The following is a 15834-nucleotide window of genomic DNA, read 5'->3' as shown; positions in this document are numbered from 1 at the left end:
TCTCCCACGGGGAGAAGGTGCCCGAAGGGCGGATGAGGGTACGAGCGAAGCCTCGTGCCGTCTGTCATGCAGGAAGCCATTCTGCGATGCAGAAATCCGCTTGAAGCCAGCGCAGGACGAGCCTCATCGCATGCCTGCGGTCGCATGACGTGCGCCCGTACCCTCACCCCAACCCCTCTCCCGGCGGGAGAGGGGCTTGCTCAAGAGCGCTGCCCTTTTCCCACCGGAGAGGGGCTTGCTCAGGTATCTGGCACTCGCTGTTGTCGGCGGAGGCGTGACTAGTACGGCTCAACTACGTTTTTTGCGTTCGTCCAGACCCGTATCGACTGTCGAAACCCGTGTCGACAGACGAGACAACACGACCACGCCTATTCCGGCTGCAATTGCAGCGTATAGCGGGTAGCGGTCGGCAGAAACGGGGTCGGCCGGCCATGCACCCAATCATCGTGCCCTGCGCCCCAGAACGGCGACAAGGGGTGTCCGCTCTGGCCGCCCGGCATGTGCACGATGCCGTCCTGCTCGTGGCCGGGCGACACCACCATGCGCTCTGAGGCACCGAAGGCCGGGCCTTGCACGCGCGGCATGTCGCGATCGCCTGGCAGTTGATCGGGCGGCATGCACAGCCAGCGCTTGGCGAGCGCAGGCAATGCCCGCGCAATCGGGTGACAGATGGCGGCGGTATTGCGTTTGCCCCAGGTGCGTTCACTCAAGGGGCTATCCTGCAAGGCGCCGTCCTGCGCAGCGAGATCCGTCCGCGCATTGCGTGCAGCCTCGGCAAGCAGCTGATCCCAGTTCGCATAGGTGGGCGGCAGCAGATGCGCCGGGCGCTGCTGCAGCAACGGCCAGACGATGCCTTCCAGTTGCGCGCGACGCGGCGGCAGGAAGTCCTTGCCAAGCGCGGCTTTTGCCGGCGCCAGCAGGCCGGCTTCCACTGCGTCGATGGTCATGCCGCGAAAGCCGCGCACGATGCGATAGCTGGCCGAATTGGTGGATGCGTGCCCGTCCCACTGCCGTGTGGCGGCTTCGATCTGCTGCAAGGCCGGGTCCTTGCTGTGGTCGACCACGCCGCGCAACAACTGCCACCACCGCGTGAGCAGCACGGCGCGATCGTCGAGCTGGATGGCGAGCAGATCCAGCTCGTTGAAGCGCTGCCTGGCGAACAGGTCGTCGCGGATCTGCTGCGCACGCGCGCCCAGGTCGTAGCCGGCATTGCCGAGCGTGGCCAACTGCTGCGCATCGACGACGCGGCTGTTGGCGGTCCAGAGCCGGTGCGAAGGAGGATCGATCAGGGCGGGGGCAGCGTCGCTGCGCACCGGCCAGGGCAGGCAGCCGGTCGGCGCTGGCGCCGATGCTGCCGTTATCTCAGCCGAAGGCGCGGTCTGCGCCGAGCGCGCCAGTTCGGCGATGCCGCTCGGGTTGCATCCGGCATTGCGTACCGGGCGCGCGCCGATCAACCGCCAGGCGATGCGCCCGCTGCGATCGGCCAGCAACAGATTCTGCGCCGGAATGCCCGAACGATCCGCTACGGCAAAGGCGGCCTGCAGATCAGCCGCCGTGCTCATCTGCGCAAAGTCCAGGCGGATCGCGCCGGGTAGCTGCGCGGCCCAGCGCAGTGCCAGCAGGCTGCCATCGGGGTTGTCGTGCAGGATCGGTCCCCAGGCGCTCTCGCGCACCGCAAAACGCACCGGCGCGGCGCCGGCCACGCGAATCGTTTCGACATGGGTGGTGAGCACTTGCGGATGGCCAGGCGTGGCCGGCGGGATCCGCGCGAAGTCGGCGGTGTCGATATAGCTGTTGGTAAAGGCCCAGGCCACATGCCCATTGCTGCCGACCACCACCGCCGGCAAACCGGGCAGGGTGAAGCCGGTGACATCCACCTTGCCGTCGGGCGCGCCGGTGTCCGGGTAACGCAGGCGTGCGCGGAACCAGATGTTGGGCGCGCGCAGGCCCAGGTGCATGTCGTCGGCGACGATGGCGCGGCCGTCGCTGGTGAGGCTGCCGTCCACGGCGAAGTTGTTGCTGCCCGGCGTCGGCTGCTCGGCGCCTGCGGCGGCAGCTGGGTGCGGCAGGCGGCGCAGATCCAGTGCGGCGGCGTCGGGCAGCACGGCGTCGCCTTGCGCGGCGCCGAGCAGCGGTGCATCCCAGCTGGAGCCCTGATGGTCGAGCAATGCCGCCAGCGCCGCTGGCACCACTGCGCGGATGCGTGCGGCTGCCAGTTCGGTCTGGTTGTCGTTGTCCTGCAGGTCGGCGTACATCGCCATGCCGGTCAGGATGGAGTCGTCCAGCGTCCACGCGCGCGGTGCCTGCCGCAGCAACAGGTACGGCCACGGGCGCACGCGCAGCGCGGCCAGCCCGGCATTGACGCCCTCGGTATAGGCCTGCAGCGCCGCACGCTGGCTACCGGCGGCGACATCCAGGCTGGCATGCACGCGGGCGCGCAGCCGGTGCACGCGATTGCGTCTGTCCAGGTCCAGCGCCGCGGCGCCGAACAGCTCGGACAACTCGCCAGCCGGTGCGCGGCGCATCAGGTCCATCTCGAAGTAGCGCTCCTGCGCATGCACGTAACCGAGTGCGCGCATGGCATCGACCTGGCTGGCCGCATCGATGGTGACCACACCACGCCGGTCGCGTTGCACGCTGACCGGTGCCGCCAGGCCAGTCAGTGCGCTGTTGCCGTCCAGCTGCGGCAGGCTGCCACGCATCAGCAGATATACGCCCAACAGGGCCGCCACGACCAACACCACGATTGCCAGCAGCAGCCGGCCCAGCCATTTGCGCATTGTTGTCGGGTCCTTGAGTTCGGTCACAGTGTGGCGGCCGGTCATGACCGTGGCGGGTCTGGCCGCAAGCGCAACTGAAAGTGATTCCGATTAGATCATTGCTCCGCGGCTTAGGGCACCATGCGCGCATTGCGTCGCTGGAGCACATCATGAAAGGCCATCCCGAAGTCGTCGACTACCTCAAACAGCTGCTGCGCGGCGAACTGGCGGCACGCGACCAGTATTTCCTGCACTCGCGCCGTTACGAGGATCAGGGCCTGATGGCGCTGTACGAGCGCATCAATCACGAAATGGAAGAGGAGACCGAGCACGCCGACGCGTTGCTGCGGCGCATCCTGTTCCTGGAAGGCGACCCGGACATGCGGCCGGCCGAGTTTGATCCAGGCAAGACCGTGGTGGAGATGCTCGAGCGCGATCTGGTCGTGGAATACGAAGTACGCGCCAATCTCGCCGCCGGCATGAAGCTGTGCGAAGAGCACGGCGATTACGTCAGCCGCGACATCCTGCTCAAGCAGCTGCAGGACACCGAGGAAGATCACGCCTGGTGGCTGGAGCAGCAGCTCGGCCTGATCAAGCGGATCGGCCTTGAGCTGTATCAGACCTCGAAGATCGACAAGGGGCATGTCGCCGGCTGAGCCCGGGTGACTGGGCGCTGCGCAGCCGCTGAGCGGGCGCAGCGCAGGTTGCAATCGGCAGGTACCGTGCTATGCATCGCGATTGCTGCGTGGACTGCGTCAGCTGCCGGCGGTTTGCTGCAGCTTGCCGCTTGGCGCATCACGCCGTTCTGCAGCACGGTTCTCGATCGGCTCGCGACGCGCTGATCATGCGATGGATGGAGCGGCCGACTGATGCGAATGCAGTATTCGGCCGCGACAGAGCGTTCGCCTGCGACAGTCAGTTGCGTTGCAGGCGATAGACGCCGGTCGACAGCGCAGTGACGCCACCGGCACGAAAGCGCGGCTCCTGATCGAGGATGTCGCGGTGTTCCAGTTGCTGCACCTGCCATTGCATGTCGAACAGCGTGTGCACCTCGGCAGCGTCCACCGAAAACGGCGGGCCGGCCTTTTCGGCCTGCGGATAGTCCAGGGTGATCAACAGTCCGCGGCATCCCGCAGGCAGGCGCGCGTACGTGCTGTGCAGATAGCGTTGGCGCAAGCCGGCAGGCAGGGCGATCAGGGCGGCGCGGTCGTAGACGGCGCTGCACTCGGCCAGCACGCTTGGCTCCAGTGCAAATGCGTCGCCGCAGATGATTTCGAGCGGGCCGGCGATGAAGTGCTCGCCCGCGCGGCTGGTGTGTCGCTGCGGTTGCAGGCCGGCATCAGCGAAGAATTGCGTCACCGCCAGCGGCGATATCTCCACACCGAGCACGCGATGACCTTGTGCGGCCAACCAGTGCAGGTCCAGCGTCTTGCCGCACAACGGCACCAGCACCCGGGCAGCCTTCGGCAACTGCAACGCCGGCCAGTGCTTTTGCAGCAACGGCATCACCTGGTCCTGATGGAAGCCGGTCTGACCGTTCTGCCAACGTTGCAGCCAGAAATCTGTGTCCATGATGTTGTCTTGTCGGTTTGCGTTGACGAGTGCCGTGATGCAGCCAATGGCACTCACACTGCAGATCGAAAGAAAGCGCTCAGACCACACCGCACCGCCGCGCGACATGCACTGCGCACACCCCCGCGCACCGACCATCTCGACCGGTCCTTGTCCGCCCACCGTCGCGGGACCTTACGCGGCATGGATGCCGCGTAAGAGCCTACAGGGACGTACTTGCGGCGTGTCCTGCGATGGTGGGTGGGCAAGGACCCTGCAGCAAATCCGCAGAATCGAGGCAGCGGCAGCTTCGAACGCGCCGCTGCGCGCCACGTCGGTGAATAGCCGTTACTGCACTTCCAGCCCGTCCACCTTCTGCCACCCTCGCGGCAACAACGCCCCGCGACTCGCACGCGCGCCCACATAGGTATCCAGGTCCTTGAACGACAGGCTCATGGTGCGTGCGCCGCTGCGCACCAGCAGCGTGTTGCCCGGTGCCACCGCCACCACCGCGACCACGCGCTCGGTACCGAGCTTGGCCTTGGGGATGTCGATGATCTTGTTGCCTTTGCCCTTGTCCAGCTCGGGCACATCGCTGGCGGTCACCGCCAGCAGATTGCCGGCGCTGGTGACGGCCACGATGCGGTCGCTCTGCGGATTGGTCACCTGCGCAGGCGTCAGCACATGCGCGCCGGTGGTCAGGTTGAGCATCGCCTTGCCGGCCTTGTTGCGACCGGTGAGGTTTTCGAAGCGGGTGACGAAGCCGTAGCCATGCGAGGACGCCAGCACGAAGCGGGTGGCGTTATCGGCACTGGCCATGACCTGGAACGCCGCGCCCGAGGCCGGCGAGAAACGTCCGGTCAACGGTTCGCCGTTGCCGCGTGCCGAGGGCAGGGTGTGCACCGCGGTCGAATAGGCACGGCCTTCCGAATCCAGGAACGCCACCTGATGCGTGCTGCGGCTGCGCACCGCCGCCAGCAGGCTGTCGCCTTCGCGATACGACATGCCGGCCGGATCGACCTCGTGGCCCTTGGCCGCGCGTACCCAGCCCTTTTCCGACAGCACCACGGTCATCGGTTCGCTGGCGACCATCTCGGTCTCGTCAATTGCTTGCGCAGCGCCACGCTGCACCAGCGGCGAACGACGTGCGTCGCCGAACTTCTTGGCGTCGGCGGTCAGTTCGTCCTTGATCAGCTTCTTCAGCTTGGTCTTGCTTTCCAGGATCGCCATCAACTGCGCGCGTTCCTTGGCCAGTGCTTCCTGCTCGCCGCGGATCTTCATTTCTTCCAGGCGCGCCAGCTGGCGCAGCTTGGTTTCCAGGATGTATTCGGCCTGCTCCTCGCTGAGCGCGAAGCGGGCGATCAGCACCGGCTTGGGTTCGTCCTCGCTGCGGACGATGCGGATCACTTCGTCCAGGTTGAGGAAGGCGATCAACAAGCCTTCCAACAGGTGCAGGCGGCGCTCGACCTTCTGCAGGCGATGGTTGAGGCGGCGGGTGACGGTGTCGCTGCGGAAGGTCAGCCACTCGCTCAGCAGTTGGCGCAGGTTCTTCACCTGCGGGCGACCATCCAGGCCGATCACGTTGAGATTGACGCGGTAGCTGCGCTCGAGATCGGTGGTGACGAACAGGTGGCCCATCAACTGCTCGGCGTCGACACGGTTGGAGCGCGGCACCAGCACCACGCGCACCGGGCTGGTGTGGTCGGACTCGTCGCGGATGTCTTCCAGCCACGGCAGCTTCTTGGCGCGCATCTGCTGGGCGATCTGCTCGATCACCTTGGACGGCGAGACCTGGTACGGCAGCGCGTCGATGACGATGTTGGCGTGTTCTTTCTTGTAGGTGGCACGTGCGCGCACGCTGCCGTGGCCGGTCTCGTAGATTGCGCGCAGGTCGGCCACCGGGGTGATGATTTCGGCGGTGGTCGGGTAGTCCGGGCCGAGCACGTGTTCGCACAGTTCGGCAACCGTGGCATCGGGATTGTCGAGCAGGCGCAGCAGCGCGCTGACGATCTCGTTGAGGTTGTGCGGCGGCACGTCGGTGGCCATGCCGACGGCAATACCGGTGGTGCCGTTGAGCAACAGGTGCGGCAGGCGTGCCGGCAGCCAGGTCGGCTCCTCCAGCGTGCCGTCGAAGTTGGGCGCCCAATCGGTGGTGCCCTGGCTGATCTCGCCCAGCAGCACCTCGGCGATCGGGGTCAGCTTGGATTCGGTGTAGCGCATTGCCGCGAACGACTTGGGGTCGTCGGTGGAGCCGAAGTTGCCCTGGCCCTCGATCAGCGGGTAACGGTACGAAAACGGCTGCGCCATCAGCACCAGCGCTTCGTAGCAGGCGCTGTCGCCGTGCGGGTGGTACTTACCGATCACATCGCCCACGGTGCGCGCGGATTTCTTCGGCTTGGCAGCGGCATTCAGGCCCAGCTCGCTCATCGCGAAGATGATGCGCCGCTGCACCGGCTTCAGGCCGTCACCCAGGAACGGCAGGGCGCGGTCGAGCACCACGTACATCGAATAGTCGAGATAGGCGCGTTCGGCGTACTCGCGCAGCGGCAGCTGCTCGAAGCCATGGAAGGTGGGGCGGGTCAGATCGGTCATGTAAAGCCAGGTCCTACGTAAAGAGGAGCCCGCGCCGTGGCACGAGCTCGAAGAGCGCCGATTATCCGGATGCGGCGGGGGATGCCAAGCCGCGCGCATTCGTGCCGGCCAGATAACGCGTGGGTGGGGCGCCGAAATGGCGGTGAAACACACTGACGAAGGCGCTGGGGCTGCTGTATCCGAGCTGGTCGGCGACCTGGGCGACCGGTCTGCCCTGGCTGAGCCGCCGCAGCGCCTCCGCCAGCCGGGCCTGCTGCCGCCATTGCGCGAAACTCAGCCCGGTCTCGCTGCGGAAATGCCGGCTCAGGCTGCGCGCCGACAGGCCGCCCCAGTCGGCCCAGGCGTCCAGCGGGCGCGGGTCGGCCGGGGTATCGAGCAACTGCCGGGCGATGCGCAGCAGCCGCCGGTCGGCCGGCATAGGCAGGTGCAGGTGGTCGATCTGCACCTGGCGCAGCTCGTCCAGCAGCACCGCGGCCAGGCGTTGCCGCGCGGGGTCCAATGGCTGACCCAGCGGCCAGTCGGCTGCGCGCATGATCACCTCGCGGGCGAGTCCGGTCAGGCGGATCACCCCGCCTTGCGCGGGCAACGCAGCGCAGGCGTCCGGCCGGACCACCACCCCCCAACCGCGCAGCGGCCCGGCCAGCTCCACGGTGTGCTGCTGGCCAGGCGGCATCCAGCCAGCGCAGCCCGGCGGTAGCGACAGGGTTCCCTGTTCGGTGTGCACCGTCAGTACGCCGTGTTCCACATACATCAGCTGCCCGCGGACATGCGCATGCCGAACGGTCTCCGGCGCCCACACCGCGCGCAGATCGGCCAGGAATGCGATCACTTCCGGTCCATCGGCCCATTCGAAGCTGTGCCGTACGCCGGGTGGCAACGCATCGATCGTGGTTGGCGGGTTTTCGATAGTCATTGGCGCAATTGTATTACCAGGCCATGGATGCGGGCGCGTAAGGTGGCGATCCTTGCTGGCGGTTTAATCCCGTTTGAGATATTTGCGTTGACAAATATATTTTTCAGAAGAAAATAGCCGGCCATGAATGACCTCTCCACCGCCTCGCCGTCGCTTGGCCTGCTGTTGCGCCAGGTGCGCGACGCGCTGATGCGTCAGCTCGATGCCGAAATGAAGGGCGAGTTGCCGGACTTCGGCTTCAGCCACTACGTCGGTCTGAAGATTCTGGCGGTGCGCTCGCCCTGCACGGCCAACGAACTGGCGCTGGCGCTGGACCAGACCCCGAGCGCGGTCACCCGCCTGCTCGACAAGCTCGAAGCGCTCGGTGCGGTGCGACGCGAACCGCATGCGCAGGACCGGCGCGCGCTGCAGATCGTCATGACCGAACAGGGCGTGGCGCTGTGGGAGCGCCTGAAGCTGCGCGGCGAACGCGTCATCGAGCATGGCCTGCGCGATCTGGCCCCGCCCGAGCGCGAGCAACTCACCTCTCTTCTCATCCGTGTCCGCGATGCACTGAACTCATGAACGCTGCTAGTTCCCCGATCCAGATGCTGCGCCTGCGCTCCACGCAGCTTGCGCGGCCGCTCGTCCTCACTGCGCTGACGCTGGCGCTGGCCGCCTGCGCCAGTAGCCGCGGGCTTGCCCCGCAGGGCACCGTGCTGGAGCCGGGCGCGCTGCATGCCGAGCGCACCCTTGCGCAGGCCAACCTGAGCCCGGCCGCCTGGCCGACCAGCGATTGGTGGCGCGCCCTGGGCGATGCGCAATTGAACACGCTGATTGCCGAAGGCCTGCAGCACAGCCCCAGCCTGGCCGCGGCCGATGCGCGCCTGCGTCAGGCGCAGGCACGCATCGGTAGCGCGCAGGCCGATCGTGGCCCCAGCCTGTCGGTGTCCGGCGGCTATGCGGGCGTGCAGTTGCCCGAATCGATGGTGGGCGAGGAACGCGGCGGCAAGTTCGGCGGCAACGGCCAACTGGCGCTGGATTTCCGCTATGGCGTGGACCTGTGGGGCGGCAAGCGCGCCGCCTGGGAAGCGGCGGTGGACCAGGCGCATGCGGCCGACGTGGACGCACAGGCGGCACGCCTGAACCTGTCGGCGGCGATTGCCGAAGCCTATGCGCAGCTCGACTACGCATGGCGCCTGCACGACGTGGCCAACGACGAGTTGACCCGCGTGCAGAAGACCCTGGAGCTCACCCGGCAACGTCGCGGCGCCGGCATCGACAGCGATCTGCAGGTGCGCCAGGTGCAGGCCCGCGTGCCGTCGGCGCAGCAGCAGCTGCAGTCCGCGCAGCAGCAGATCGACGAGGCGCGCAACGCGCTGGCCGCGCTGGCCGGGCAGGGCCCGGATCGCGGGCTGGAGATCGCACGCCCCACGCTGGGTGCGGCAAGCGCCACGCAGTTGCCGAGCAACCTGCCGGCCGACCTGCTGGGCCGCCGTCCCGACGTGGTCGCCGCGCGCTGGCGCGTGGAGGCCGCCAATCAGGACATCGCCGCCGCCAAGACCCGTTTCTATCCCAGCTTCAACATCACTGCGCTGGGCGGGGTGGTGAATCGCGATGTCGGCCAGTTGCTGGAAAGCGCCTCGGTATTCGGCGTGGTTGCGCCGGCCTTGAGCCTACCGATCTTCGATGGCGGCAAGCTGCGCGCCAATCTGGCCGGCAGCGATGCGCAGTACGACCTGGCGGTGGCCGATTACAACCAGAAGGTGATCGACGCCCTGCGCGAGGTGGCCGACCAGGTCAATGCCGTGCGTTCGCTGGAGCAGCGCGCACGTGCGCAGGACGACGCCGTGCAGACCGTGACCGCCGCCTTCGCGCTTGCGCAACAGCGCTACCGCGCCGGTATCGGCAGCTATCTGGAAGTGCTCAGCGTGCAGGAGCAATTGCTCACCGCACGCCAGCGCATGGCCAGCCTGCAATCGCAACAACTGTTGGCCTCGGTGAGGTTGCAGCGTGCCCTGGGCGGCGGATTCACGCCGGAACCTGCGCGCGACACCGCACACGCCGCGACCACTTCCGCACAACCGAATTCCTGAGACAGCGACGATGAGCCAGACGACTCCAACTTCCTCCCAAGCTGCGCCCGCCGCACCCAGCAAGCGCCGTGCGGCGCTGCGCATCGTGGCCATCGTGGTGATCCTGGCGATTATCGCTCTTGTGGTGTGGTACTTCCTGGTCGGCCGCTGGCACGAGGACACCGACGACGCGTACGTGCAGGGCAACCAGGTGCAGATCACTCCGATGGTCGGCGGCACCGTGGTCAGCATCGGCGCCGAAGACGGCATGCGCGTGGAGCGCGGCCAGTTGCTGGTGCAGCTGGACCCGGCCGACACCGCGGTCGCGTTGCAGCAGGCCGAGGCCAATCTGGCCAAGACCGTGCGCCAGGTGCGTGGTCTGTACCGCAGCGTGGAAGGCGCGCAGGCCGAACTGTCCTCGCGCGAGGTGAGCTTGCGCAGCGCACGTGCCGACTTCGCACGCCGCAAGGATCTGGCCACCAGCGGCGCGATCTCCAACGAAGAACTGGCGCATGCCCGCGAGGAGCTGGCCGCTGCCGAAGCGGCGGTGAGCGGTTCGCGCGAGAGCTTCGAACGCAACCGCGCGCTGGTGGACGACAGTGCGGTGGCCAACCAGCCGGACGTGCAGACCGCCGCCGCGCAGCTGCGTCAGGCCTATCTCAACCATGCGCGCACCGGTGTCATTGCGCCGGTGTCCGGGTACGTGGCGCGTCGTTCGGCGCAGCTCGGCCAGCGTGTGCAACCCGGTAGCGTGCTGATGGCGGTGGTGCCGCTGGAGCAGGTGTGGGTGGAAGCCAACTTCAAGGAAACCCAGCTCAAGCACATGCGTCTGGGCCAGGAAGTGGAACTGCATTCGGATCTGTACGGCGGCGGCGTCAACTACACCGGCCGCATCGAAAGCCTGGGCCTGGGCACCGGCAGCGCGTTCTCGCTGTTGCCGGCGCAAAACGCCAGCGGCAACTGGATCAAGATCGTGCAGCGCGTGCCGGTACGCATTGCGGTCGATGCCAGGCAACTGGCCGGCAATCCGCTGCGCATCGGTTTGTCGATGAAGGTCGACGTCAACCTGCACGACCAGCAGGGCAGCGTGTTGCCGACCAAGTTCGCCAATGGCGCGGTGTTCTCCACCGACGTCTATGCGCAGCAGTTGCAGGCCGCCGACGCGGACATCCAACGCATCATCCAGGACAACCTGCCTGCGCAGGCTGCGTCCAAGGCGGGCTGAGCCAGCATGTCTTCGCAAGCTCCCACCGCGCCAGGCGGTCCCTCGGCACCTGCGCCCGCCGCCGGCTTTCGCCCGGCGAGCGTGGCGCTGTGCACCGTGGGCCTGGCGATGGCCTCGTTCATGCAGGTGCTGGACACCACCATCGCCAACGTCTCGTTGCCGACCATCGCCGGCAATCTCGGCGCCAGCTCGCAGCAGGCCACCTGGGTCATCACCTCGTTCGCGGTCAGCACCGCGATCGCCTTGCCGCTGACCGGCTGGCTGAGCCGCCGCTTCGGCGAGACCAAGTTGTTCGTGTGGTCGACGCTGGCCTTCACCGTGGCCTCGTTGCTGTGCGGCCTGGCCCAGAGCATGGGCATGCTGGTGGTGTCGCGTGCGCTGCAGGGATTTGTTGCCGGGCCGATGTACCCGATCACCCAGAGCCTGCTGGTATCGATCTACCCACGCGAAAAACGCGGGCAGGCGCTCGCCCTGCTGGCGATGATCACCGTGGTGGCACCGATCGCCGGGCCGATCCTGGGCGGCTGGATCACCGACAACTACAGCTGGGAATGGATCTTCCTGATCAACGTGCCGCTGGGCATCATCGCCAGCAGTATCGTCGGCTCGCAGCTGCGGCATCGCCCCGAGCAGCTGGAAAAGCCGCGCATGGACTACATCGGCCTGATCCTGCTGGTGGTCGGCGTCGGTGCGCTGCAGCTGGTGCTGGACCTGGGCAACGACGAGGACTGGTTCTCTTCCGACAAGATCGTGGTGCTGGCCTGCGTCGCTGCGGTGGCGCTGGTGGTGTTCGTGATCTGGGAGCTCACCGACAAGGACCCCATCGTCGATCTCAAGCTGTTCCGGCATCGTAACTTCCGCGCCGGCACGCTGGCGATGGTGGTGGCCTATGCGGCATTTTTCAGCGTCAGTCTGCTGATTCCGCAATGGCTGCAGCGCGACATGGGCTACACCGCGATCTGGGCCGGCCTTGCCACCGCGCCGATCGGCATCCTGCCGGTGCTGATGACGCCGTTCGTGGGCAAGTACGCGCTGCGTTTCGACCTGCGCATGCTCGCCACCGTCGCCTTCATCTTCCTGTCGTTCACCAGCTTCCTGCGCTCCAACTTCAACCTGCAGGTGGACTTCGGCCATGTGGCCACCGTGCAGCTGGTGATGGGCGTGGGCGTGGCCCTGTTCTTCATGCCGGTGCTGCAGATCCTGCTTTCCGACCTGGACGGTCGCGAGATCGCGGCAGGCTCGGGCCTGGCCACCTTCCTGCGTACCCTGGGCGGCAGTTTCGCCGCATCGTTGACCACCTATCTGTGGGCACGCCGCACCCAGGTGCACCATGCGCACATCACCGAACACATCTCGGTGTATACGCCGGGCATGCAGGAGCAGGTCACCGCCATGGGGCAGGGCGACCTGCAACGCGGCGCGGCCTCGCTGAACAACATGATCAATCACCAGGCCTCGCAGATGGGCTTCAACGACATCTTCTACGTGCTCGGCTGGACGTTCCTGGCGATCATCTTCTTCCTGTGGCTGGCCAAGCCGCCGTTCGGGGCAGGTGCGGGCGGCGCAGCGGCGGCTGGCGGGCATTGAGCGCGGGTGACAAGGCGCTTGGCCGCTCTGAAGTCGGCTAAGACAACGACTTCATTCCGGTCTAGTGCAGAGCGGGTGATCTGCGACTTGGCTGCAGGGCCCTTGCCCGCCCACCATCGCAGGACACGCCGCAAGTACATCCATGTAAGCTCTTATGCGGCATCCATGCCGCATAAGGTCCCGCGACGGTGGGCGGGCAAGGACCAATCAAAATGGTCGGTGTGCGTAGCGCTTCTCAAAGCAATCAGCAAAAGCCGTGTCGGAGAAACTCATCGCCTTCGCGCTGTAGTCGTCTGTCGATCACGACACGCAGCCGTTGACCGATGCACTGCGTGCCGACAAGAGCATCCCCCTCGATCAACTCGAGGCTGTGGTCAATACGACGGGCTACACAGTTCTGTCCGATCTCGGCGCAGGTGCGGCGATTCGCGTGTTCGCACTCAATGTGCTGCTGTTTCCGGCGTCCGGCAATGCGCTTGACAGTCTTGCCGAGGCATATAAGGCAAACGGAGATCTCGCCCGTTCGAGCGCCATCAGGCAGCGCATCAAGGACATGCCGACAGCCCATCGTCCCATCGCATGGCCCGAACGCAAAAAACCCCGCCTGAGCGGGGTTTTTTACAATCTACTGTGAGTCGTGGTGCCCAGGAGAGGACTCGAACCTCCACGAAGTTGCCCCCGCTAGCACCTGAAGCTAGTGCGTCTACCAATTCCGCCACCTGGGCGACTCAGGGGGCGAATTGTGCAAGGTGCGCGCGACGCTGTCAACGTATCCGGCACAAATTTTTCGTGGTGGCGGGTGCCTGCCGGCGACGGGAGAAGACGGCGTGGCGGACATGCGCACTGCATGCCCGCCACGACACCGGATTACGGCAGCTGCGCGGCCTGCAAGTTGACCTCCGCACTCTGTACCGGTTCGCTCGCCGAACGCGCCAGCTGCACGCGATAGGTGCCGGCGGCAATCGTCCAGTGGCGTGCCTTGGCATCGAAGTCGGCCAGCGTCTTGGGTTCGGCGATCACCTGCACGTTGCGCTTTTCGCCCGGCTTGAGCGTGAGCTTCTGCCAGCCGATCAGGCGCAGCGGGGTGGCGTGGCCGTCGGGCAGGGTGAGGTAGAGCTGCGGCACGGCGGCGCCTTCGCGCGGGCCGATGTTTTCCACCTCGAAGTTCGCCGTGAGCTGGCTGCCGTTGGCGTCCACACGCAGCCCGCCCATGCGGAACTGGGTGTACGACAGGCCATGGCCAAACGGGTAGCGCGGGGTCAGCTTGCGCGCGGCGAACCATTTGTAGCCGACGTTGGCGCCTTCGATGGCGTAGTCGATCGTGTCTTCGCCCGGCTTGGCCGGCTTGAAGCCCAGGCCCGGAATCGACGGGCGTGGCAGCTGCGATTCGTCCACCGGCCAGGTCACCGGCAGATGGCCGGAGGGATTGACCTTGCCGGTCAGCAGGTTGGCGATGGCTTCGCCGCCGCCGATGCCCGGATACCACGCCTGCAGCACCGCCGGCACGCGCTCGGCCCAGGGCATGCGCACCGGGCCGTTGGTTTCCAGCACCACGGTGGTCTTGGGGTTGGCCCTGGCCACCGCCTCGATCAAGGCATCTTGGTTGTCGGGCAATTGCATGTCCGGCAGGTCCACCGATTCGGCCGACCATTGGGTGGCGAACACGATCGCCACATCGGCGGCCTTGGCCGCGCGTGCCGCGGCAGCGCGGTCCTTGCCGTCGACATAATCGATCTGCACGTCCGGCAACGCGGCGCGCAGTGCCTGCAGCGGCGAGGACGCATGGATGATCACCGGGCCGGGCCAGGTGGTCGGGGTGATGCCGGGCACGGCGTTGCCGCCGTTGATGGTGTAGTCCACCCGCGAGGAACCGCCGCCGGACATCACGCCCTTGTCGGCATACCCACCGATCACCGCGATACGGCGCACATCCGTGGACAGTGGCAAGGTGGCCTGCTCGTTACGCAGCAGCACGCTGCCTTCTTCGGCAACATGCTGCGCGGACAGCAGCCCGGCCTTGCCGTCGATCGGCTGGCGCTGGGTGGGATGATCGAACGCGCCATGCGCGAACAGGCTGCGCAGCACGCGCTTGACCATGTCGTCGAAGCGCGCGCGCGGCACCACGCCGGCCGACACCGCCATGCGCAACGGCGCGTCGAAGAACACCGCCGCATCGAACACTTCGCCGGCCGATTGCTGATCCAGTCCGGCCAGTGCCGCCTTGGAGCCGCTGTGCACGCCGCCCCAGTCGGACATCACGTAGCCGGGGTATTTCCATTCCTGCTTGAGCACCTGGTTGAGCAGGTAATCGTGCTCGCAGCCGTAGACGCCGTTGATCTTGTTGTAGGAGCACATCACCGAGGCGGGGTCGCCGATCTTCAACGCGATTTCGAACGCCAGCAGATCCGATTCGTGCATGGCCTGCTCGCCGATCTCGGCGCTATGGAAATTGCGCCGGGTTTCCATATCGTTGAGCGCGTAGTGCTTCATCGTCGACAGCACATGCTCGCTCTGCACGCCGCGGATCGACTCCCCGACCATGGTGCCAGCCAGCAGCGGGTCTTCGCCGGCGTATTCGAAATTGCGCCCGTTGCGCGGATCGCGCTGCAGGTTGACGCTGCCGGCCAGCAGCACGTTGAAGCCCTGCTGCCAGGATTCGCGGCCCATGGTCTTGCCGCCGGCATAGGCCAACTGCGGATTCCAGCTCGACGCGGCCGACGGGCCGGACGGCATCGCGGTGGCGAAGTCGCCCTTGCGGATGCCGCCGGGATTGGTCACGCCCACGCCGGCATCGGCCAGTTGCTGCGCCGGGATGCCCAGCCGTGGGACGCCGGGGACATAGCCGGCCGAGCCCAAGGCGCCTTCGGGCTTGGGAATCTTGTCGGTGCCCAGGCCGAAGTAGCTGCGCAGCATCTGGAATTTTTCATCCTCGCTCATCTGCGCGAGCAGACGGTCGGCGCGCTGGTCCGCGGTCAGCGCGGTGTCCATCCACGGCTGCGCTGCAGCGGCGGTCTGTGCGCCGAGCGGGGCGGCAAACGCGGTGCTGACGCCAAGGGCGATGGCCAGCGCGAGACGGCGTGGCATGGAGTGTGTAAACGTTTTCATATCGAGGTGCGGCACGGGTGGTCCTTGTGGTGCGGTTGCAATTAGGAA

At 66.6% G+C, this 15834-nt stretch carries 11 protein-coding genes and 1 tRNA gene; 6 read left to right on the top strand and 6 right to left on the bottom strand.

Annotated features, from left to right (window positions below):
- Nucleotides 1-368: 368 nt before the first annotated feature.
- Nucleotides 369-2780 carry a penicillin acylase family protein gene (locus tag XaplCFBP3123_RS01950; protein ID WP_172453106.1) on the bottom strand — a complete coding sequence of 804 codons (2412 nt, stop codon included), beginning with the start codon at nucleotides 2778-2780 and terminating at the stop codon, nucleotides 369-371.
- A 149-nt stretch (nucleotides 2781-2929) separates the two neighbouring features.
- On the opposite strand from XaplCFBP3123_RS01950, the gene bfr reads away from it, so the two are divergent.
- Nucleotides 2930-3415 carry a bacterioferritin gene (bfr, locus tag XaplCFBP3123_RS01945; RefSeq protein WP_146091258.1) on the top strand — a complete coding sequence of 162 codons (486 nt, stop codon included), beginning with the start codon at nucleotides 2930-2932 and terminating at the stop codon, nucleotides 3413-3415.
- 259 nt (nucleotides 3416-3674) lie between these two features.
- On the opposite strand, the gene XaplCFBP3123_RS01940 is transcribed toward bfr, so the two are convergent.
- The 3 genes from XaplCFBP3123_RS01940 to XaplCFBP3123_RS01925 form a co-directional block, all read right to left on the bottom strand.
- On the bottom strand, nucleotides 3675-4331 hold the full coding sequence (locus XaplCFBP3123_RS01940; protein ID WP_104532568.1) for a thiopurine S-methyltransferase: 657 nt from the start codon (nucleotides 4329-4331) through the stop codon (nucleotides 3675-3677).
- Between the two features lie 327 nt (nucleotides 4332-4658).
- On the bottom strand, nucleotides 4659-6902 hold the full coding sequence (gene parC, locus XaplCFBP3123_RS01930) for a DNA topoisomerase IV subunit A (protein ID WP_104532567.1): 2244 nt from the start codon (nucleotides 6900-6902) through the stop codon (nucleotides 4659-4661).
- A gap of 61 nt (nucleotides 6903-6963) precedes the next feature.
- Nucleotides 6964-7815: an AraC family transcriptional regulator gene (locus XaplCFBP3123_RS01925; protein ID WP_104532566.1), complete on the bottom strand. Its 852-nt coding sequence runs from the start codon at nucleotides 7813-7815 to the stop codon at nucleotides 6964-6966.
- 123 nt (nucleotides 7816-7938) lie between these two features.
- On the opposite strand from XaplCFBP3123_RS01925, the gene XaplCFBP3123_RS01920 reads away from it, so the two are divergent.
- The 5 genes from XaplCFBP3123_RS01920 to XaplCFBP3123_RS01900 all read left to right on the top strand — a co-directional run bounded on the left by XaplCFBP3123_RS01920 (nucleotide 7939) and on the right by XaplCFBP3123_RS01900 (nucleotide 13315).
- Nucleotides 7939-8379 (top strand): MarR family winged helix-turn-helix transcriptional regulator, encoded by a 441-nt coding sequence (locus XaplCFBP3123_RS01920; RefSeq protein ID WP_104532565.1) that lies wholly within the window; start codon nucleotides 7939-7941, stop codon nucleotides 8377-8379.
- Between the two features lie 23 nt (nucleotides 8380-8402).
- Nucleotides 8403-9890 (top strand): AdeC/AdeK/OprM family multidrug efflux complex outer membrane factor, encoded by a 1488-nt coding sequence (locus XaplCFBP3123_RS01915; protein ID WP_172453105.1) that lies wholly within the window; start codon nucleotides 8403-8405, stop codon nucleotides 9888-9890.
- Between the two features lie 10 nt (nucleotides 9891-9900).
- Complete coding sequence (locus tag XaplCFBP3123_RS01910; RefSeq protein ID WP_104532563.1) at nucleotides 9901-11094, top strand: efflux RND transporter periplasmic adaptor subunit; 1194 nt, start codon at nucleotides 9901-9903, stop codon at nucleotides 11092-11094.
- A gap of 6 nt (nucleotides 11095-11100) precedes the next feature.
- Nucleotides 11101-12681, top strand: coding sequence for a DHA2 family efflux MFS transporter permease subunit (locus XaplCFBP3123_RS01905; protein WP_104532562.1), 1581 nt, complete (start codon nucleotides 11101-11103; stop codon nucleotides 12679-12681).
- 316 nt (nucleotides 12682-12997) lie between these two features.
- Nucleotides 12998-13315 (top strand): hypothetical protein, encoded by a 318-nt coding sequence (locus tag XaplCFBP3123_RS01900; protein ID WP_104532561.1) that lies wholly within the window; start codon nucleotides 12998-13000, stop codon nucleotides 13313-13315.
- A 4-nt stretch (nucleotides 13316-13319) separates the two neighbouring features.
- Here XaplCFBP3123_RS01900 and XaplCFBP3123_RS01895 read toward each other — a convergent pair.
- Together XaplCFBP3123_RS01895 and XaplCFBP3123_RS01890 are read right to left on the bottom strand one after the other, a co-directional pair.
- A tRNA-Leu gene (locus XaplCFBP3123_RS01895) sits at nucleotides 13320-13406 on the bottom strand.
- 142 nt (nucleotides 13407-13548) lie between these two features.
- Nucleotides 13549-15786: a beta-glucosidase family protein gene (locus tag XaplCFBP3123_RS01890; RefSeq protein WP_104533241.1), complete on the bottom strand. Its 2238-nt coding sequence runs from the start codon at nucleotides 15784-15786 to the stop codon at nucleotides 13549-13551.
- Between the last annotated feature and the right edge of the window lie 48 nt (nucleotides 15787-15834).

The sequence above is a fragment of the Xanthomonas arboricola pv. populi genome, from assembly GCF_002939945.1.
In the GTDB taxonomy this organism is placed as follows: domain Bacteria; phylum Pseudomonadota; class Gammaproteobacteria; order Xanthomonadales; family Xanthomonadaceae; genus Xanthomonas; species Xanthomonas arboricola_A.
Note: the sequence above shows the minus strand (reverse complement) of the source record. Positions and strands in the feature narration are given on the sequence as shown.